General features: G+C 22.8%; 27 protein-coding genes. 10 read left to right on the plus strand and 17 right to left on the minus strand.

The features are described from left to right. Window positions 1-108: 108 nt before the first annotated feature. Window positions 109-1311: an L-lactate MFS transporter gene (locus tag CLTHE_RS08690; RefSeq protein WP_080022912.1), complete on the minus strand. Its 1203-nt coding sequence runs from the start codon at window positions 1309-1311 to the stop codon at window positions 109-111. Between the two features lie 506 nt (window positions 1312-1817). On the opposite strand from CLTHE_RS08690, the gene CLTHE_RS17220 reads away from it, so the two are divergent. After that, window positions 1818-1934: a leucocin A/sakacin P family class II bacteriocin gene (locus CLTHE_RS17220; RefSeq protein ID WP_423237262.1), complete on the plus strand. Its 117-nt coding sequence runs from the start codon at window positions 1818-1820 to the stop codon at window positions 1932-1934. 86 nt (window positions 1935-2020) lie between these two features. Further along, a complete protein-coding gene (locus CLTHE_RS08695; protein ID WP_080022913.1) occupies window positions 2021-2305 on the plus strand; it encodes a bacteriocin immunity protein in 285 nt (94 codons plus the stop codon). 368 nt (window positions 2306-2673) lie between these two features. Here the strand turns inward: CLTHE_RS08695 and CLTHE_RS08700 are convergent, their stop codons facing one another. Beyond that, on the minus strand, window positions 2674-3756 hold the full coding sequence (locus CLTHE_RS08700) for a GumC domain-containing protein (RefSeq protein ID WP_080022914.1): 1083 nt from the start codon (window positions 3754-3756) through the stop codon (window positions 2674-2676). A gap of 1178 nt (window positions 3757-4934) precedes the next feature. Here CLTHE_RS08700 and CLTHE_RS08705 point away from each other — a divergent pair. After that, window positions 4935-6392, plus strand: coding sequence for an aminoacyl-histidine dipeptidase (locus CLTHE_RS08705; protein ID WP_080022915.1), 1458 nt, complete (start codon window positions 4935-4937; stop codon window positions 6390-6392). Window positions 6393-7301: 909 nt separating this feature from the next. Here the strand turns inward: CLTHE_RS08705 and CLTHE_RS16715 are convergent. Then, on the minus strand, window positions 7302-7541 hold the full coding sequence (locus tag CLTHE_RS16715; RefSeq protein WP_341456356.1) for a DUF6718 family protein: 240 nt from the start codon (window positions 7539-7541) through the stop codon (window positions 7302-7304). 480 nt (window positions 7542-8021) lie between these two features. On the opposite strand from CLTHE_RS16715, the gene CLTHE_RS16890 reads away from it, so the two are divergent. Beyond that, complete coding sequence (locus CLTHE_RS16890; RefSeq protein WP_002599605.1) at window positions 8022-8192, plus strand: hypothetical protein; 171 nt, start codon at window positions 8022-8024, stop codon at window positions 8190-8192. After that, window positions 8192-8752: an ATPase gene (locus CLTHE_RS08710; RefSeq protein WP_080022916.1), complete on the plus strand. Its 561-nt coding sequence runs from the start codon at window positions 8192-8194 to the stop codon at window positions 8750-8752. The genes CLTHE_RS16890 and CLTHE_RS08710 overlap by 1 nt, the downstream gene beginning before the upstream one ends. 466 nt (window positions 8753-9218) lie before the next feature. Here the strand turns inward: CLTHE_RS08710 and CLTHE_RS08715 are convergent, their stop codons facing one another. Then, complete coding sequence (locus CLTHE_RS08715; protein ID WP_080022917.1) at window positions 9219-9845, minus strand: hypothetical protein; 627 nt, start codon at window positions 9843-9845, stop codon at window positions 9219-9221. A gap of 451 nt (window positions 9846-10296) precedes the next feature. Here CLTHE_RS08715 and CLTHE_RS08720 point away from each other — a divergent pair, with 451 nt between their 5' ends. Then, on the plus strand, window positions 10297-11394 hold the full coding sequence (locus CLTHE_RS08720) for an amidase domain-containing protein (protein WP_080022918.1): 1098 nt from the start codon (window positions 10297-10299) through the stop codon (window positions 11392-11394). 92 nt (window positions 11395-11486) lie between these two features. Next, a complete protein-coding gene (locus tag CLTHE_RS08725; protein ID WP_080022919.1) occupies window positions 11487-11816 on the plus strand; it encodes a hypothetical protein in 330 nt (109 codons plus the stop codon). Window positions 11817-11957: 141 nt separating this feature from the next. Here the strand turns inward: CLTHE_RS08725 and CLTHE_RS08730 are convergent, their stop codons facing one another. The 5 genes from CLTHE_RS08730 to CLTHE_RS08750 all read right to left on the minus strand — a co-directional run bounded on the left by CLTHE_RS08730 (window position 11958) and on the right by CLTHE_RS08750 (window position 14342). Then, the gene (locus tag CLTHE_RS08730) at window positions 11958-12239 is read right to left on the minus strand and encodes a hypothetical protein (protein WP_080022920.1); all 282 of its coding nucleotides are present in this window, start codon (window positions 12237-12239) and stop codon (window positions 11958-11960) included. 271 nt (window positions 12240-12510) lie between these two features. Then, the gene (locus CLTHE_RS16720) at window positions 12511-12714 is read right to left on the minus strand and encodes a hypothetical protein (protein WP_158082697.1); all 204 of its coding nucleotides are present in this window, start codon (window positions 12712-12714) and stop codon (window positions 12511-12513) included. A gap of 278 nt (window positions 12715-12992) precedes the next feature. Then, window positions 12993-13691 (minus strand): SH3 domain-containing protein, encoded by a 699-nt coding sequence (locus CLTHE_RS08740; RefSeq protein ID WP_080022922.1) that lies wholly within the window; start codon window positions 13689-13691, stop codon window positions 12993-12995. 19 nt (window positions 13692-13710) lie between these two features. Next, on the minus strand, window positions 13711-13881 hold the full coding sequence (locus tag CLTHE_RS08745; RefSeq protein ID WP_080022923.1) for a BhlA/UviB family holin-like peptide: 171 nt from the start codon (window positions 13879-13881) through the stop codon (window positions 13711-13713). A gap of 101 nt (window positions 13882-13982) precedes the next feature. Further along, complete coding sequence (locus CLTHE_RS08750) at window positions 13983-14342, minus strand: hypothetical protein (protein ID WP_158082698.1); 360 nt, start codon at window positions 14340-14342, stop codon at window positions 13983-13985. 322 nt (window positions 14343-14664) lie between these two features. On the opposite strand from CLTHE_RS08750, the gene CLTHE_RS08755 reads away from it, so the two are divergent. Next, a complete protein-coding gene (locus CLTHE_RS08755; RefSeq protein WP_080022925.1) occupies window positions 14665-15072 on the plus strand; it encodes an SH3 domain-containing protein in 408 nt (135 codons plus the stop codon). A 26-nt stretch (window positions 15073-15098) separates the two neighbouring features. Beyond that, complete coding sequence (locus CLTHE_RS08760; RefSeq protein WP_080022926.1) at window positions 15099-15617, plus strand: hypothetical protein; 519 nt, start codon at window positions 15099-15101, stop codon at window positions 15615-15617. Between the two features lie 50 nt (window positions 15618-15667). On the opposite strand, the gene CLTHE_RS08765 is transcribed toward CLTHE_RS08760, so the two are convergent. The 4 genes from CLTHE_RS08765 to CLTHE_RS08770 form a co-directional block, all read right to left on the minus strand. Further along, the gene (locus CLTHE_RS08765) at window positions 15668-16069 is read right to left on the minus strand and encodes a hypothetical protein (protein ID WP_080022927.1); all 402 of its coding nucleotides are present in this window, start codon (window positions 16067-16069) and stop codon (window positions 15668-15670) included. Between the two features lie 621 nt (window positions 16070-16690). Continuing rightward, window positions 16691-16882, minus strand: coding sequence for a hypothetical protein (locus CLTHE_RS16530; RefSeq protein ID WP_143324050.1), 192 nt, complete (start codon window positions 16880-16882; stop codon window positions 16691-16693). Window positions 16883-16990: 108 nt separating this feature from the next. After that, complete coding sequence (locus tag CLTHE_RS16725; protein WP_158082700.1) at window positions 16991-17161, minus strand: zinc-ribbon domain-containing protein; 171 nt, start codon at window positions 17159-17161, stop codon at window positions 16991-16993. Between the two features lie 162 nt (window positions 17162-17323). Then, on the minus strand, window positions 17324-18193 hold the full coding sequence (locus CLTHE_RS08770) for an Rpn family recombination-promoting nuclease/putative transposase (protein ID WP_080022928.1): 870 nt from the start codon (window positions 18191-18193) through the stop codon (window positions 17324-17326). 57 nt (window positions 18194-18250) lie between these two features. Here CLTHE_RS08770 and CLTHE_RS17225 point away from each other — a divergent pair, with 57 nt between their 5' ends. Then, entirely contained in the window at window positions 18251-18358 is a 108-nt protein-coding gene (locus CLTHE_RS17225; RefSeq protein WP_158082701.1) for a helix-turn-helix domain-containing protein, read from the plus strand. A gap of 501 nt (window positions 18359-18859) precedes the next feature. On the opposite strand, the gene CLTHE_RS08780 is transcribed toward CLTHE_RS17225, so the two are convergent. The 4 genes from CLTHE_RS08780 to CLTHE_RS08795 all read right to left on the minus strand — a co-directional run bounded on the left by CLTHE_RS08780 (window position 18860) and on the right by CLTHE_RS08795 (window position 20224). Continuing rightward, on the minus strand, window positions 18860-19108 hold the full coding sequence (locus CLTHE_RS08780) for a hypothetical protein (protein WP_080022930.1): 249 nt from the start codon (window positions 19106-19108) through the stop codon (window positions 18860-18862). A gap of 179 nt (window positions 19109-19287) precedes the next feature. After that, window positions 19288-19578 (minus strand): DUF6718 family protein, encoded by a 291-nt coding sequence (locus tag CLTHE_RS08785; protein ID WP_080022931.1) that lies wholly within the window; start codon window positions 19576-19578, stop codon window positions 19288-19290. Beyond that, window positions 19578-19775: a hypothetical protein gene (locus tag CLTHE_RS08790; protein WP_080022933.1), complete on the minus strand. Its 198-nt coding sequence runs from the start codon at window positions 19773-19775 to the stop codon at window positions 19578-19580. The genes CLTHE_RS08785 and CLTHE_RS08790 overlap by 1 nt, the downstream gene beginning before the upstream one ends. Window positions 19776-19918: 143 nt before the next feature. Further along, window positions 19919-20224 carry a LexA family protein gene (locus CLTHE_RS08795; protein WP_080022936.1) on the minus strand — a complete coding sequence of 102 codons (306 nt, stop codon included), beginning with the start codon at window positions 20222-20224 and terminating at the stop codon, window positions 19919-19921. Window positions 20225-20582 lie beyond the last annotated feature (358 nt).

Raw genomic sequence — 20582 nt, forward strand, 5'->3', positions numbered from 1 at the left:
CTATATACATTAATTTTTTAATTTAATAAAAAGTATTATAATAACCTTTATTAAAAAAATAAAAAAGCACTCGAAGAGTGCTTAATTAAGTATTTATAATATATTTTTTTATTTTTGTCTCATGTTTGCAATTTGTGTTTTTTCTTTTGGAACTTTTATCAATAGCATAATTATAAATGCTATTATAGACATTGCTAAAACTAAATAAAAAGTTGGCCTTAATCCATCCATCATTCTAGCAATAACGCCTCCTAAAAGACCTCCTATTCCAAATCCTTGATAGATAATACCATAATTTTTGCTACTATTTTTAAGTCCAAAATATTCTCCAACAATGGTTGGGAATATTGTTAAATTTCCACCAAAAGCAAAAGCTATTCCTCCAACTGATATTAAAAACCAAATAAAGTTTAATTGTACAAATAATACAATAGAGGAAGATACAGCAATAATTGCAAAAGCAATAGCTGATACTTTTGTTCTTGACATTTTATCTGAAAGACTTCCTAAAACAAATCTACCTACAGTATTAAAAATAGCTACAATTACTATTGCAGTTCCTGCATTTGCAGCATTTAAATGTGCTAATTGTGTTCCTACATTTTTAGCTACTCCTATTACATATAATCCACCTAAGCAAGATGCTAAAAATGCAATAAATAGTAAATAAGCTTGTGGTGATTTAAATAATTCTGCTCTGTTATATTCTCTAATAGATTCTTTTGAATTTGACATTTCACTTTTTATATCTACTTTAGCATCTTTTAAAAGTAATGCTCCTATGAACACTAAAGCAAAAGCACATATTCCCCAATAAAGAAATGCTGATTTAACTCCAAAAGATTTAAGAAAATATGAATTAATATACTTAAATATTAAACTACCAACTCCATAACATCCTATAGATAATCCTGCTATAAGTCCTTTTTTATCTGGAAACCATTGAATACAATTAGTTAAAGTAAGCATATATGCTATTCCATCTGCTGCTCCCACTACTACTCCAGCAAATATATACAACGCATCTAAAGAATCCATTCTTGCAGCCATTATAAGACCAATTCCTAATACTATTCCACAAAATGCAACTACTTTCTTAGCTCCAAAAAGTTCTTGTAGTTTTCCTGAAAATAATGTACTCACAGCTAAAGCAAAGCTAGTTATAGAAAAGCTTAAAGCCACTTGTTCTATGCTCCAATGATGCAGATGTCCAAGAGGTTTATTAAACATACTCCAAGTATACAATGTTCCTAACCCAATCTGCGCTATCATTGTTCCTATTAAAACAAAATATCTCTTTTCATGCTCCATATTTTTTACTCCCCTTTAAATAAATTTTTCTTTTGAAAACCTTTACTTAAATTATATCATTATTATTTTTTTAACTATAAATTTTAACATTTATTTTACAAATATTAACTTTTTGTTCAAATTATACTATACCAGTTTCAACTTATTTATTATTAAATAGTTATTTTCTCAATTATCTTTATATCTAAAAGGAAAAATCTCATAAAACATTAGTTATCTATGCTTTTTTTATTTGCTCTTATTAGTTCTCTTATTTAAAAAATCTTATTTATTTTAATTATAACTTTTACTCATTAAATAATATTTTAATTTATTCTTTCAATTTAACACATTATCATTTTTCGAATAAAATTATATTAAAACTATAAAATTAGTCAAAAATATTTAGTCTTTACGAAAAATTTCACAATATGTTGTTATAATTTAGTTGTGAATTTTATAAAAAGAGGTCAATTTATATGTAAGAATTAACTATTAACGAATTACAAGAAATTTCTGGAGGAACAATTACTAAATATCCGAATAGTGTTGTTTACTGCAATAGCGAAGGTGGAACTTATAGTGTTAATTGGAATGAAGCTATACCTGCAATTGGTAAAATTGTTGTAAATGGTTGGATATAAAATGGATCTCGGGCTCATAGCTAATATCTAAAATAATTGAAGAAATATTTTTCTTTCATTATTTTTAATAGTATGGAGGAATTATTATGAATAAAAAATATGATGTTTTGATAAATAAATTACAATTAACATTGGATGATTCTGAAGTTAAAGAAAATCAAGAGTTAACTACTATTTTAATGACTTATAAAAATAAATTAGAAAATGGTGATGAATATAACTTTATTTGCACTAAATTAACCAATGCTATTACAAACTATTTATTAACTCATAAATTTAAAGCTCCAAAGTCAGTTTTAGATTTATATAACAGTTTAGAAAATAAAGCTTCTAAATATAGAGGTCTTTCTGCTATTACTAATTGGATTTAACTACGTATAAGTTAATCTATAAATATAATTAATCTGATTATCAAATTTTTAATAAAAATAGAAAATCTATTTAATCATAAATTAATATGAAAAAGGTAATTTATATGCAAGAATTAACCATTAATGCAGGTTTAAATAGATTATATCATTCTGATTATGGAGATAAATAACAATTTTAAACTTAACAAAAAAGCTAGAGACTTTATCAAGCTAAAAGCAATAGAATAATATTAATAGAAATATTTTTATATAAATTTATTTCTCAATTAATATAAATAAAAACCAATTTAAAAAAGTTTATCTTTCTAAACTGGTTTAATTTTATCTACTTTTAATATATAATGGCTCTAGTCATTTATCTTAAAACTTTATATACACTTAATTGTATCAATTACATTATAAGTACTTTGACTCATTTCCTTCCATTCTTCAAACTGAGGATTATTTTCATCTATTGTCATTCCTGTTTGAGGTCCTGCATAATATGTTATTCCGTTTTTACTCTTTATAATTCTAGGTCCATCTAATAATCCATATGTGCTTGCACTATCTATTTCAAATAATTCCCCCTCATTTTGGTATTTTGTTTTATTATTACTTTTCATCATAACAACCAAACCATCTTTTCCTCGACTTTTTATATAATATTTTCCTCTCCAACTAGCAGGAAAAGTAATACTAAGACCTAAATCATTCGCTATATATACATTAGGATTTATAGCTTTCTTTTGTACTATGTTATTATTTGATATATTATCATTATTTTTATCTACTGATTTATTTTGATTTATAGAGCTACTTTTATCAGTAAGTATATTTTTATCTATAGATTCATTTTTAACCTCTGATTCTTTCTGTTTTAGCTGACTAGTTTTTAATTGAATTTTCTTCTGAATTTCTAATTTCTGTTCAGCTGCTAACTGAGTATCAATTTCGCTATTATACTTATTTATTTGTTGTATTTGATCTTTATCACCATTTTCTATATTAATCTTATCTATATCTGTTTTTGCTTTCTTAAAGTTCTTATCTTTAATGTCCCCTTTAACTTCATTGATTTCATTATTAACTTTTTCTATATCTACTAACTTTTCATTAATATTATTTTTTAATTTATCAATAGGATTTTTTATATTATATTTGATATATTCTTTTGGAATATTATTTATTAGCTGTTGAGCTTCTTTAAAATTCTCTTCTTTAAAATCTTTTTCTGAATCTTCATAACCATTTATTATTTTTATAATATTTTCAGCTTCTAAATTATTTTTATTAAATTTTAAGGCCTTATTCATATAGTTTATAGCATCATTGTACTTGCAATTATTCATGCTATTTACCCCTAACTCAACATATTTATTACTTTGTTTTTCTTTATATTCTGAGTATCCACCTACTCCAATTAAAGTAATTATAACTATTGCTATAATAGACAAAATTGTTTTTTTCAATTAAACTCCCCCTTAATGTTATTGCACATATAAATTATACACACAAATGTTCCATTATAAGGTATAACGATATATTTTTAACATTAATTTTAAATTTATCTATCAATATAATTTTAACTTAGTAATGAGTTTTATATAAAGTATAATTTTTAAAAATATGCTTAACTTCATCTTCTACAATACAATTAAAAAATTACTTAATTGTGATAATATAACAAAAAGCAATTATAAGAATTTTTAGTATTAAAACAGGCGATAAAAAATAAGAAAAGATACTACTATTGATGAAATTTATTAACTATTAGAAAAATAAATAACTAATGGTGTAAATAGTATAAGCTGTACATTTATATTATTATTCTAAATTTAGATTTAATTTATATTATGGATGTGAGAAATATCAAGATTATTAGAATAAAAACTAAGAGATATGTATAAACTTATCAAAAATATTAAGTTTTCATTTAAATATGATGAACATTATTATGAAGAAGATTAAAGATATTTTCTAGAGTAATAACTAGAAAAACTAAATATATTTCTCTAATTTTTTTTAATTCCTACTAGTTTCGATTTAATAAATTTTCCAATTTATATCATTTAAAATATTTGAGTTTTCATTTATAAAAATAAAGCAAAAAATTCTTATATATAACATGCTGTTTTTACATTTATTTTTTAAACATTTTGAAACTAAAACGTTAAATAAATAAGCATTTTAGTTACATTCTCAATTAAATTTATATTTATTTTCTTTAAATTTCATTTAGAAACATAAAAAAGAACTATTTCGAGTGCTTAAATCTGCATTATTACTATAATTTGTTTAATTTTTTATATCAATTTCGTATAAATCTCATTTATGGAAATATACAAAAGAACTGAAAGTTTTAATAAATTACTATTATTTCAATAATATATATATTAATTTATAATAAGACTATATATAAAAAAATATTAAGGGGAAATTTAAAAAAGATAAACAAAAAGTTTAAAAATAAACCAAAAGAAATATATATCTAAAAATCAAGAAAATAAAAGCCAGTTTCACAAAAAAAAACAAGAATTAAAACAGGAGGTAAAAAAATGAAAATATATAACATAGCAATGGCAAGATATATATAAATGAAAAAAATAATATTTAATATATTTAAAGTTTAACGATTGGAGGAATAGTAATGGACTTAATTAAAAACTTAAAATTTAAAAAGGTACTTTATTTTTTTAAACAAATATCGATGATTCCACGTAATTCTGGAAATGAAAAAGAGATAAGTAATTATCTTTTTAAATTTGCAAAAGATAGGAATTTAGAAGTAATACAAGATAGGTATCTTAATATAATAATAAAAAAAGATGCAACAGCTGGGTATGAAGATTTGCCAGCTGTCATAATTCAAGGACATATGGATATGGTATGTGTAAAATCAGATGACAGCAATCATGATTTTACAAAGGATCCTTTGGAATTAAAATTGATAGATAATAAGTACATATATGCAAATAATACAACACTAGGAGGAGATAATGGAATTGCTATTGCATACGGATTAGCAATATTAGATGCAGATGATATAAAACATCCTAAATTAGAGATTGTTTTTACTACTGAAGAAGAAACAACTATGCATGGAGCACAAAACTTAAATACAGATTTATTAGAAGGTAAAATTCTTTTAAATATAGATTCAGAAGAAGAAGGAATATTTACATTAGGATGTGCTGGTGGAATTTTAATGGACTCAGAGTTATTATTAGATTTTGAAGAAATTAAAAATCCTACATATAAAATAGAAATTACAGGATTATTGGGAGGGCACTCAGGAATACAAGCTGATAGAAAGCGAGCAAATGCAAATAAATTAATGGCAAGATTATTATTCGAATTAAAAAAAGAAATGGATATTAATATAGTTTCAATTTATGGAGGTGATAAATATAATTCTATACCAAATAGCTGTTATTCTAAAATCAGTATAAGTGAATGTGATGAGAATATTGTTAAGGAAAAATGCCTAAAAATAAAAAAAATATTTATGGATGAATATAAGTTTGAAGATTTATTTATAAATATAGAGAAAATAATTTTAAAAAATGAAAAAAATCAATTTACTAAAGAAATAACAAATAAGGTAATAGACTTTTTAGTATTACTTCCAGATGGAATACAAACAATGAGTGATGAGATTGATGGGTTAGTTGAAAGTAGTATAAATTTAGGCATAATAAAAATAGAAAATAATAAAATAAATTTTAAAATGGATTTAAGAAGTTCATTAAGAAGCAAATTGTTTGAAATTATAAATAAAATTGAAATTATAAGTGAAATTATGGGATTTAAAACTAGAAAATATGGAGAATATCCAGAATGGCCATATAATTCAAATTCAAAAATAAAGGATTTAAGTATAGAAATATATAAAGAGTTATTTAATATAAAACCTATAGTAACTTCAGTACATGCTGGATTAGAATGTGGTGTATTTAAAGAAAAATTACCAAGTGATGTTGAGATAATGAGTTTTGGACCTAATATATTTGATGTTCATACAATTAACGAACATATTGATATAAAGTCAGCAGAAAAGATTTATATATTTTTAATAGAGTTATTAGAAAATATATTTAAAATTTAAAATATTTATCACTATATAAATTGGCATTTACAAAGGATGTTTAATTATGGAAATAAGAGAAGTTAAATTTACGATTTTAAAGAAACTAAAAAGTCAGTAATTAATAAAGTACTATTAAATTATTTAAAGTTAATTTTATAATAAGCCTTTACAAATGGCTTAAAACCATTAAAAAATTTAATTTCGCATAAATTTATTTTAGAGAAATATTTTTATTACTAGATCTAATTGACTTAAATATAAATTATACCTAACATTAACATCATAAACTTAATATCGAAATAAGGTTATTATTATGATAAATTCCATAATAAATGTTTTTTTCATAGTAGGAATTACTTTATACCAAGAAGTATTAAAATCAATTTGCAAAAAAGTATTTTTACAAATTAATTTAGATATAAAAAAGATATGCGGATTTAATCCATATATCTTTTTTATATAATTAAGAAAATTTTAGTTCTAATCTTTTTCATTTAATTCATTAAATATGATTAATATATATACTATATTAAAAACTTATTTAAATAGTGAAAGAAAATACTAATTTTAAAATTTATGACAAATAGTATCATAACACTTTTTTGTTGTGTATAATTCCAGTATTTATAGGAATAATATTTTTATTAATATTAATTCTATAAAAATAAATTTCTCATTCGTTATTTACTCTATAACCCCATACTCCTCTAGTTTTTTATTATCGCTTTTGCATTCTCTAAGTTATCTATTTTTATAGCCGAATTTAGGCTAACATATAATATTTAAAGCAGTCTTTATTTTTAGACTCTAAATGTTTTTCCTTATTTTTAAGTAACGAATTGAATTTATCATGTATTGCAGTATCTTTAGTAATTCTCATATAATAATCTTCTGTAAAGTAATTTATTTTTAAAGCAGAAAACTGATTTAATTCAAATAATTTAAATCTCTTTTAGTGAATGTTTTACTATCATTAATAACTGTAATTGGATAATATTCTTGATAATTTTCTATTCCTTTTTCAGATACTATCTGTACATCACTATCAAAACTTTCTTCTACTAAATAATCAAATCGATTATTCATTTTTCCTAAATTATCTATATCTAATATTATACTTCCAACTTCATTAAATTTCTTAGTTATAATTACTTTTTTAATGTTTATTCATCTCATTTATAAAACTATTTTCATTTTTTATTATACAATAATAAAATAATTTTATTAAATGAAGAGATATTTTTTTATTTCTATATTTATGTGATAAATCATCAAATAATCTATTTCTCTTTGTATTCAACTGTATTTATATAGGATAATAATAATTATCTATTTGAAATTATAAATGTATATCTCTATATCCATAATCATTTTTCTTACCATTTCTCATATCAACAACTCTAAAATATTCTGGATATTTATTTTCATAATTTTCAACAATTATTCTCATTCCTAATACATCATTAAATGTACTTTTTATGTTATTGATTTTCTATTTAATTCATTTATATAGTAAGTTTGGTTTGAGTTATATATTTTAGTTTTTAGTTATCAAAACTTTTGAAATAAGTTGTTATAGAATACTTTTTTAAATTTATTTTTGATATAATTATTTTATATTAATAAAATATAGGAGGACAAAACTATATGAAAAATACATTAGTTAATGAATTAAATAATTTAAGTAAATTAACTTGTGCTGAATTATTGAATCTTGCTAAAAATGCAAAAACTGAAGAAGAAATATCATTTTATATACATCTATTTAACGAAAATTTAGCTAAAAAAGCTAGAAAGGTTATAGATGGTGATATGTAATGAATGAAAAAACTTATACTATTTTTGCAGGTGTCAATGGAGCTGGAAAAACTACTTTATATACAAGCGAATATCATTCTCTTAATAAATTAGAAAAAAGAATAAATACAGATGAAATGGTTGCCAGATTAGGAGATTGGAAAGATAATAATCTTCAAATGAAATGTGCTAGAGAGGCTGTTAAGTTAATTAAGTTTTATTTTGAAAATGGAATATCATTTAATCAAGAAACAACATTATCTGGCAAAAGTATTTTATCAAATATAAAGAAAGCTAAAGAAAAAGGCTATAAAGTTATAATGCTATATGTATATGTAAGCAATAGTAATATCGCTATAGAACGTGTTCTAAAGAGAGTTACTAAAGGTGGTCATGGCATTGCACCTGAATTAATTAAGAAGAGGTTTGAAGATTCTTTTAAAAACTTAAAAAAAGCAATATCTCTTTGCGATGAAGTTCAAGTATACAACAATGATGATGTGCTAACCTTAGTTGCAATAATTCAAAATGGAATTCTATTTTTTGAGAATCCATGTGTGAATAAAGATTTTATTCATTAAATAAAAAAGGAGTTTTAAATATATATTTTAAATCTTAAACTCCTTTTTCATTAATTTTTAATAGATATAATTTCTAAAAAAATATGTTATATGTACCATTTTTGAATGTGTAGGTTTAGGCTCTATAATTATAGCCTTTACCATTTTAATCTTTTATATATTCCCCATTTCCTGATAGTGACATACCGCAATTTGGATATATTCTTGCCTTATCGCTTAAGTCTTTTCCACATTCTTTACAAAACATATTTGATCCTTCTCTTTTTTAATTTTCTTTAGTTTGCCTTGAAAACATTTTCTACAAATTCAGTTATATTATAAAAAAATTCTTTTGTATTAACTCAACATCAAGAATTATTTTTATATTTGTTGTAGTGCATTATTATTCCTTATTGGTAAATTAACAAATTAATGTTCATCTGAGCCTATTCAATAAATTATCAAATAAGCTCAATCAACATTAATTTTATTTATGGCTGATTTTTATAGTACAAATTAAATCATTTTTTTCTATACTATATAACATAGTCATACCTAAATTTCTTTTATTTAATAAAGCTTTTCTTATCCCTTTATTTCTTAATAATTCCTTGCTTACTAATGAACTTAAAGATTTTACATCAGTTGTGTTTTCTTTAAGTATTTTTTCATTTATATTAGTAATTACTGCTCTATGCTCTGTAACACTTCTTGTAACTTTATTTGCATCTTCAATGTATATATCATTTCCACTATTCTCTGCCACATAAGATTTTAAACTATCTAAAACATCAAAAGCAAAATCAACTCCATTATTTCCTTTTAAAATTTCATTAATATCTCCACTAGTTGAACTACTTGAATTAGATTGGCTAGTTGAATGAGTATTTATTTGAGTACCATTCACAGTGCTAGAACTATTATTATTAGAGTTAATATTGTTAGAATTAGAACTTGTACTAGTTTTAGTTGTATTAAGTTTAGCCATATAAGATGGTCTTGTTACATAAAAAATTCTAATTCCAAGTATAATAATAAAAATACATAATCCTATGCTGCATCCTATTATTACTCTATTATAAAACTCATCATCTGTTAATTCTTTATTCTTCATTTGTTTGCACCCCTATTTCTATATAGAAATACCACAGATACTATATTTATAGTTCTTAAATATTATAATACCTATATATCTTTTATCTAAAAGCATTTCCCCTAAATATAAACTGGATTAATTTACATTAACAATTTTTGCACATTTTTAATCAAATGACAAGATTATTCAAATAAAAATCTTCCGCTTATTTTATATAATAAAACCCTTCTATCAGCTGCTAATATATAGTGGGTATAATTCCACTATTAAAATGTAGTATATTTTTATCATACATTAAATTTCCAGTATAGATTAAATAAAATTAACAAAAAAACCTAATTTAAATTCTATTTCCTTTTTTTACAATTTATTCATAATTTTATATAATAAAATTGTTAAATTTAAAACCAATAAGGGTGGGGGAAAATATTTATGAGAAAAAAAAATAATTAGATCGGTATTAAGTATTATGTTATGTGGAGCTTTAACTACTGGAATAATTTCATCAAATGTTAAAGTTGCATCCGCAAGTACAAAAATAACAGATTTAAAAATATTAAATCCAATCGAAGATTTAATAAAGACTACTTTAGATTCGGAGTATCACATAATGACTGATTGGAAATCTAGAAGTGGACAATATTTAATAAGTAATAAGGATTTACTAAATCTATATAACAAAAAAAATGTTTTTAAATCAAAATGGTATGAAAAAGTTAATTTAAAAATAAAAGATTTCAACTCTGATGTAAAAATAAACAATGTTTATAAGACTGATAATAATACTTATATGGTTGATGCTTCATATAGCGTTAATTTTTATGTAGATGAAACTTCATCAGAATTATCAGAAAGTAGAAATGAGCCTCATAAGTTTGAAATTAAAGATAATAACGGGAAATTTACTATAAATAAGATGATTGATATAGTTGATGATATAGATATAACTGAACAAGCTGAAGCTAAAACTAAATCAAATGAAGAACTTTTTGAAAATTATGACAAAAGATTATCAGAAGAAAATGTTCATATAGATGAATTAAATAGAAATATAGATAAGTATGCAAAAGAAGTTATTACTAATGATAATAATGAAGTAGAAGAAAGAAATCCAAATAGTAGATACTCTGGATATAACGCAAGTTCTGCTGTTGCCTATGCTAGAAAATGGGCATTTTCTAAAAACCCTGGTTTTAATTATTATCCTGATAATGATTGCCAAAATTTCGTTTCTCAATCTGTTCATGCAGATGGAGTCCCTGGTTCAGCATATTGGTATAATGGACATAAAAACTGGACTGTAGTTACTAATTTCTTTAAATATATAAATGATAATGGCTACACATATGGAGGAACTTCAAGTTCAAGTGCTAGAGTTGGAGATGTTGTACAATTATATAATAGTGGTAGAGCTCAATGGTCTCACTCTATGATTTTAACATCTAAATCAAGTTCAGGAGCATGGAATTATACAGCTCATACTACAGACAGAAAAGATTTTCCTTTAGCAAATGCATATCCTACAAAAACATTTACAAAAATAAGATATATTAAATTTTGGCATTAATTAAATGTGTTCAATAAATAAAAAAGCAAAGAATTATAACTCTTTGCTTTTTTAAACAATTATATTGTAAATCTTATTTTAAAGGAGATAATATGAAAAAGTTTTTAAATAATAAGTATCTAAATATTTTAGGAATTATTATTGCTATTATTGCAATATTCATTGCTCTTCATTCAACACCTTCTCTATCAATTAGAACCCATTTACTTTTTGATGGATATTTTTTAGAATTTTTCAAAGGTGATATTGTATTCAATGAGTTTCAACATAACTTAGATAAAGATATTTTAGAGAAAGATAACTCAAAAATATATACATTTACAGGTACTGATGCTACTTACAGAGAAGGCTTTCTAATTAATAATTTTAAAGTTAAAAAAGTAGGTTTCTTATATTTTGCAGAGTCATATGGCGAAGCATAAATTTTATTTTAATAACTTATTACTAATATTTTTTATATACAAAAAAACCAGTTTAGAAGAGAACATCTTTATAAACTGGTTTTTATTGTATAGTTTAAGTTTCATAATAATTTTATTCCTTATAAAATATCACCATTAATACTAGATATTTTTTCTTATATTAAATTTGTATACTATCTTTAAAATTATATATATTATAATAATAAGTGAAAAATAAAAAATATTAAAAAATCCAACTCCTAAGTTATAAATTTTAATAAATTTAGGCACAATCTTATCAAATTCAAAGCTACTTGGTGTTATAATAGCATAATATAAAATATTTAATGCTACAGTAGCATCTAAGACCCTTAAAATCCAACATAATCCTTTTAAAACTTTGCATAATATTTTTAAATTTTCATTAGAAATTCTTATATTCATATAATATATCCCCCAAAATATATTTAATTATATTCTATCTAATTTATTTTAATAAAATATGAATTTTGAGTTTAAGTATAATAACAAATTTCTCTAAATTATTCATAAATAAATATTTGTATTGAGTTATAATATAATAAAATAAATTATCTATATAAAAATTAGAGGAATTAAAAATGAAAAATATTATGGAAAATAAAATATTTAAAATATCACTCAATATTCTAGGAATATTTTTGCTTATTGCTTCATTTATAATATATCCCTCTCCTTATAAAACTAAATTTAAAAATTTTTCGCCACATCTTGAAGTAAATTTAACACAAAATTCAGTTAATTTAGAATATCTAAATGTTCCTAAATACGCTAAGAATGCTAATATTAGAAATACAGAAATTAAGTACACATATTCATTTTTTTCTAATCCTATATATTTAGAAAAATCAAAATCTAATAATTCAAATAATATAAACATTGCTAATTATAATATAGGCAATCTAAACTCTAATAAAAATAATATGTATAGAGTAGTTTGTTCTGAAAAAAATAGTAAAAATAAAATGAGTTTCAATTTTAAAACAAAAGTTCAAGCCGAAGAATTCGAGAAAAAATTTAAAAAATTAAAAAATAAATATTATATTGAATGGAGTTTTTTAAAAGGTTATTAATTTTTTATATAACTAAACTAATAATAAAAGACTAGAAATTTATATATTTCTAGTCTTTTTCAATGAACTCTATTTTAGCAAAATTTTAAGCATTCATTTGATTTGCTATATTTATATATTTTTCTGGAAGCTCATTTATACTTCCTCCTAAATAAAATTTATTTTCCTTAAATGTTAACCAACTTCTCATTCTTCTCTCATATAAACTGCTAGGAATCAAAAATTGTCCAAAAGTATCTTTAAATGAATTATATACAGATAATCTTTGAACTAAATCTTGCACATATCCTTCTAAGTTATATCCAAAAGAATATATTGCACATTTTTGATAATCAGTTAGAGATGATCCAAAATATTGTGTAATAAACTCATTACAATAAGGAATATATTTATTTTCTAAAACGTCCACTAACTTATCCCACCCTTCCTGCTTACTTATAGGAAAGTTATTAAATTCGCCAACATAAGTCCCATATCCAACAGAATTACTATACTCTCCAACTCCAAATTTATAGGGTTCAGAACTAAATCCTTCATCACAAGCAATCATTATAGCGGTTTTCTCTACTAAAGTTAAATTAACAACATTTTTATTATCTATAACTATATATTGAGCATATACAAATCCTCCATGCTGACCATAATATATGTTATACCAATCTCCGACTAATGGTCCTAATTTTACTTTAGCTCCTTTATTTAATGAACCAATAATACTGTAATTTAATCCAGCGCCTGATCGTACATTTAATGTTCCACTTTCTATATTTACAATTCCATACATGATATTAACCTCTTTCGTATTATTTTTCTTTTTCAACAAGCTCTTTAATTAAATTAATATAATTTTCTTCTCTTTTTTGTTGATTAGCATCTCTTAATTTTTGAACTTGTATTATATAGATTATTAATACTATACTTAGTAAAGTCCAAATTCCTTGTGCAGCTGCTATTTTTATTAATTGATTAAACATTAAATACTCACCTCCTTAAGTATATAATCCTCAACTTTATTCTTAGATGAGCGTAATTTCATATAAATTGTAGACCTTTTCTTTGAAGTAAGTTTCATTAATTAACTTATTGATTTATGGTTTATATAATATTCTATTAATAATAATTTCTCATCCTCCTTTAAATTCTCAGGAAATAACTTTTTAAGCAATTCTTTATCATTTAGATATGATTCTAATTTATCTTCTTTACTAACTCTATCTACATTATCTTTTTCATAAAAGATAATATTTTGTAACTCATCTATCTCAATTCTTTTATTTTGATCACGTATAAGTTTAATAGAATAATTTTTTAAACAAACTTTTATATATGCAAACAAATTTTCTTTTTCTAAGTTTATTATAAGAATTAATTTTAATAATTCTTCCAGTAATTCATCATATATATAACTTCCATTATTTTTAGATAACATACGCATCTACGTTTCAAAAAGATTTATAACTTTACGTAAGCTATCTTCATCATTTTTCTTTATATTCTCAATTAAATTTTTTAAATAGATATTTTGTTCATTCATATTACAACCTCCAAATAAACACTTCTTATTTATTTAGAGACGTAAATACATTCATTTTCTAAATTATTTTTGCAAATTAAACAAAATTTAACAATTGAGCTATTATATGAATAATCTATTTGTTTTTTGTAAATTTATCATTTTAAATTAGAATTTATTGATTTATTTTCTTTTAGTAGTGAAAGCATCAATACGATGATTTTAAATTAAGGAGGTTTATATTATGAATTTAAAAGCTTATGTTTGTTTTAATGGAGGTCCATTTACTTATGTAACAAGAAATCCAAATTGGAATAATGATGGAGTTGGGCAGTTAAATAACGGATCTGAAGTAACTATTATTGGAGAAAAAGCTGGTTGGTTTGAAATTAGCTTTAATAGTGGATCTGCATGGGTTCCTACTGAGAGACTTTATATTGAAACAAACAATTTTATTCCAGTCAAGGGTACTATTACTAATAATACAACTGTTCAAAGTGCTCCTTGTTCAAATTCTAATTTGACTATCACATCTTGTACTATTTCTCAAATTTTTACGATAATAGCTCAAAGTAATGGATGGTACCAAGTAGAATATAATAATTCTACTGCTTGGATTTCTTGTAGTGATATCAAGTTATTAACTTATTAAATTTTAAATATTAAGGAGTGATTTTAATGAAAAATTTATCAGATAAAACAATACAATTTTGTAAGAACCGATCTCTATCTTTATATGAACAAAATCCTGATCAGGCTCCACCATTATATTTTTTTATTTCTCAACCTTGTTTCGAATCTCTTAAAAGCGAATTTGATTTCATTTGGTATGATCTTGATCCTTTTTTAAAAGATAATGAAGGTGCAATCTCTAAAGTATGTTCTTTTTTAGCCCAAGCTGCATGGGATTGGGCTGGTGGTCCTGCACTGGCAGTTTTTAATCCTGTTGTTGGCTATTCAGTTAGCTTAGGCGTTAAAGATGTAATTAATGCACTTGTTCAATCTTTTAATGCATTAAAAAATGTTTATCAACAAGCTAAATCAACTTGTTCTGTTTATCCATATCCTTACAGTAGTTGGGAACTTATTTTAGAACTAGTTATTGATGTAAGCGTTCCTGCAACACCTGTAAATCCTGTGCAATATAGTTCTTGTAATTGGCAATTCCAAGGTTCTAATGATCCATATACTAGCTAAGGTGTTCCAGTACAAGCACTAAATCAAATTAAAAGAAAGGTAAATATTCACTATTTACCTTTCTTTTCTCTATCAATTATTTTATTTTGTTTTTTTATATGTCTATATGTTATCAAATGTTCTGGATAATCTGCTGTGCCTCCATTATATAAACCATACTCATATATCCATGGATATGTTGTAAATAGTTCATCCCATAAAATTTGCGATTTCCTAAAACTTAGCTCTAATTGTTCCTTATTAATCTCATAATGTTGATATTTCTCTAAATCATTTCCTAAAAATTTAACTATAATTTCAATTTTCTCTAATGCATCTTTGTTTTCACTATCACTATCATTATTCAAAAAAATTCCATTGTGTATAAATACCATTTCTTCTAATGAAGTTTTAATTTTTCTTATTAATAATTTTCTATAACTCACTGTATATATACCTAAAATAATCAACATAATTATTATGACTATCCCTAATAAAATAACTTCTCTTATGTAAATAGTATTTATTTTAATCCATCCTTTCTTTTGTTTGCTACTTTAATTATCTTAGTTTTATAAATTCATTACCACCCTATTTTTTCTTTTAGTTTTTTAATCTTTTCTTCCATAAAATTACTTCTCTCCTCAATGATCTTACCATTTTTCTTTTTATATTCTTGTGTCCCTATTTCTTTTTCTATGTAGCCACAAACTAATTCAGTTATTGTAACTCCTTTTTCTTCTGCTACTTTTTTAAATTTTTCTTTTTGCTCTGATGTTACTCTAACCTTTATAAAATCTGGGAATTTATATAGTAAATTGCCTAATGAATCATTCGATTATATTTATGTAAACCCACCCTTTTTACCAATTCCTCCTCAAATAGATTTTCCAATATGTGGAAACGGAGGTGATAATGGTTTACATTTAATACATGATATATTAGAAAATGCAAATCCATTTTTGTCACCTAATGGATCTCTAATTATGTTTTCTCAATCTTTAAGTTATGATACTTATTTAAAGTATTTTACAATACAGTCTCTAAATTATCTTAACATTCTTTTATGTTAAGGTAATTTATAATTTAGTTTTTTAGCGTTTAAAAACATCCTTAAAGTTCTTTAATAAGAAGATTAAAATTATTCCTAAAATTACAACAGAAACAATATTTAAGGGCACTGTTAAATGTCTTTGAGTTACAGATATATAATAACCATGGTTATCATAGTAACCATTAGTTGCAGTGAAGTTTGCATATAGTCCATAAACACAGAAAATAAACATAAATCCTATAACAATAATACCTAAAAGATAATGCCACTTATTTTTTGTAACTCCATTTTTAGTAAATCCTGTTCTATTATTATTAATAGTAGTATTGTTACTTTTTTTTTAGTTAGAATTAAAAGAATTTTTGCAAAAAACACAAGCCTTTTTCTTTTTATTTTTTCTAAGTCCACCACAATTAGTGCAATAGTTAATATCATTTTTTGCTCTTGCTCCACATTCTGGACAAATTAAAACACCCTCATCTAATTCCTTTCCACAAAAACCACAATACATATTATTCACCACCTTAACTTATCTTATCATATATAAAATATATAAGTCCAATTATAGATAATTTCAACTTAATAGATTATAATATACTAATTAAAAACCAGTTTAAAAAGTTTCCCTTTCTAAACTGGTTTAATTTTATCTTCTGCTCCTTCAAAAGAATATTTATAAATTTTCTTTTATTTTTATTATTTCCTCTTTAGTAAGTCCTGTAGATTTAAATATTACTTCTATTTCAATATTTTCTAATAATAAACTTTTAGCTACTTCCTTTTTACCTTGTTCTATTCCTTTTTCAAGTCCTTTTTTTTCTGCATTTTCTAAAGCTGAAATTTCATCATATATAGCTTTTTCCCTCATATAATACATTTCTTTTTCTTTACTATCCATACTTAATCTATATAGTTCTGTTTTCGCTTGTTTTATAACTTCATCACTTAATTCTAACTGTCTTACAGTATTGCTTTCAGGCTCTATTAAAAACTCTAACCATCTTTCTAATGAATCCATTTTTTTTATATCTTCTATTTCTTCTTTATTACCTATCTCATTAAATTTAGGCAATTCTATAAAATGTATTTCCTGAAGATTTGTTAATTCTTCATTTGTTTTTATTTCTTTTAATCTATATACATTATGATATCTATCATTATCTAAATATTTAAAGTTCAATATATTTATACAAACTGTTCTTTCTAGCTTATTATATTTTTCCCTATTTTGTATCTGTTCTGAATACATTTTACTCCAATAATATAAAGTTCTTTGTATCATGTTATATTCATTTTTTACCTGGATTTCTATATTTATATGTTCTTTATTATTAGTGGTGGCTTTTATATATAACCTACTAAATTTACTTTCTAAATACTCTTTATCTATATCATTGTTTCTTATTTCTACTTCTTGTATTGGATTTATTTGTTTAATTACTGAATTTAAAAAATTTATTAATATATGTTTATTCTTTTCTGCCCCAAATATCTTTTTAAATACAATATCTATTTGCGGATTAAGTAATGTGCTATATATCATAATAATTATAATCCTCCTTATTAGTTAAATAATATTAATTTTAAAAATTTTTCAGTATTGAGTAGTATATCACAATCTACAATAAGTAAAATAGAAAATAACAAAAAAATTTTAACTGTTGAAGAATTACAAATATTACTTATTTTTAGGAATATCTCTTGTTAATTAATTTTCATTTCCAAAAAAGATATATATATGAAAAATATAATATATTTTTTATTGTAACAATTTTAACTCTAATTATATCAGCAGCATTAACAATATTTTATGGATATATTATCAGTATTAATATTTCTTTTTTAATTTTTATTCTAATTAGCTTTACTCTCTCTTTTAAAATATATAAAAATCACTTTTAATTTACTCTAAATAAATATGATTTAATATATCTATCTCAAATTTTTTCTATATTTTTTATATTTTAGATATATTTATTTTCAAAATTTCTGTAAGTAATATAAAGGTTTTATTGATTTTTATCCCATCACTTATACCATTAATTATATTTTTTATTTTAAACAAAAAAATGTATCAGTAAAAATACTAATACATTTTTTGTTATTTAAATTTATCTTTTAATTTAAATAATTTTTCATCTTCTATTATTAACTTCTCTAGCTTTTTTCTTTTTAAAATAAGCATATCTTTAGTTTAATTATTTATAATTCATTTATTTCTTGCATCTTCTATCTCTTTTTCTGTGAACATATTTTTTACTATGCGTAATATACTAAGCATTTTAACAACATTAATAAGCATATATATAATCATAAATATAGACATTATCATTAGCAATACTACATCTAGTATAATTAGAAATCTTATATTTGTTCCCATAAAATCACTAGCAAATAAAGCAATTATAACTATTGATATTATACTTATTAATATTAATACTTTATTCTTTCTATTCATTTTATCTCCTCCTGATTTTTAAAATAAATATATTTTTTATCTTTTGTAATATGATTTTTCATAAAACTCTTCATTTTCTTATATATATAATAAATACCGTCGATTTCCTTTTTAATTTTCCTCATAGATTCTTCCATAATTATACTCCTATTTTTATAAATTTTCTTTTGGATATCTATTTAAATTTCATTTAATTTATTTTTATACTTTTCTATTTTCTTTAAAATATATTCTGTCACAGTTAGCTTTTCTGATTTAGAATATAATTCATTAAACTTTTCTATAAATCCTTCTTCTTTTTTTACATATTCAATCGGATAATATTCTTTATAATTTTCTATACTATTAACTATTACTATTTCTATTCCGGTCCCTAATGCTTTTACATCTAACTCCGTTAAATTTTTTAAATTCCCATTAAATCCAAATGAACCTATCATATCAGCTTTTCTTAAAATTATAGTTCTCATTACATATCACCAAACTTTTTATATAAATCATAGTGTCTATTTAATTCATTTTCTATATCTTCATCAGATATTGTTCTTATATTATCTAATTCTTTACGAATTTCCATAGAATACTTATATCCATATTTCCTTATAAATTCTTTTACATCTTCTAAGGTTATTTCTTTATCCATTTCTTTAATCCTCCAATCTTTCATATAGTTGCTCCATTAATTTCTATATCTACTTTAGAATGATAGCCAGAATGTTCTTAAGTATTATTTATTATATATTATTTATTGTTTTTCCAATCTATCTTTAATTAGTTTTGGTATATACATTAATGAAATACTTATAATAATTATTTAAAATCTATAATTATTTTAGAATTTTCAACTTTATATCTAAAATTATTTCTATATAAGAAATCCTTCAGTAAATCATTAGGATTCTTATTCAAAACTAATGTTCTAGGGCATGTATGATTTTTATATAAGTATCCATCTCTTATTAGCCTCTGGATGTGTTTATATACCGCAGCTGTTGACTTTAGCCCTATGGCTTTTCCTATTTCTCTAATTGTTGGAGAATATCCATACTCTAATGTATAATCATCAATATAATTTAAAATAGCATTTGCTGTTTCCCCTAATTTAGGTTTCTCCATTAATCCCACCTCATTCAGCTATTAAACTTTTTATTTGTAATTATTATACCTCTTTTCATTTAGCAGTTCTAATTTTATAAATAGAATCTTCTTCATATTAATATAATTAATTTATTTCTAAAAGAGTTTATTTTTTTTAATTTTTTGGTATAATAATATTAAGAAGACAAAAGACTTCTTAACGGTTGATTTTTTATTAAAAGTAAAAAAGTTTGTATAAGTAATATTTACGGCGAGTAAATATTACTTATTTTTTTCTTTACTGTTTATTTTCTAATTTCTTATTATTTTCTAAAATCACTTTATTTATTAAAGAGTTTATTTTTTTTAATTTCGTGGTATAATAAGTGTATAGAAA

The organism is Clostridium thermobutyricum DSM 4928, assembly GCF_002050515.1.
GTDB lineage: Bacteria > Bacillota > Clostridia > Clostridiales > Clostridiaceae > Clostridium > Clostridium thermobutyricum.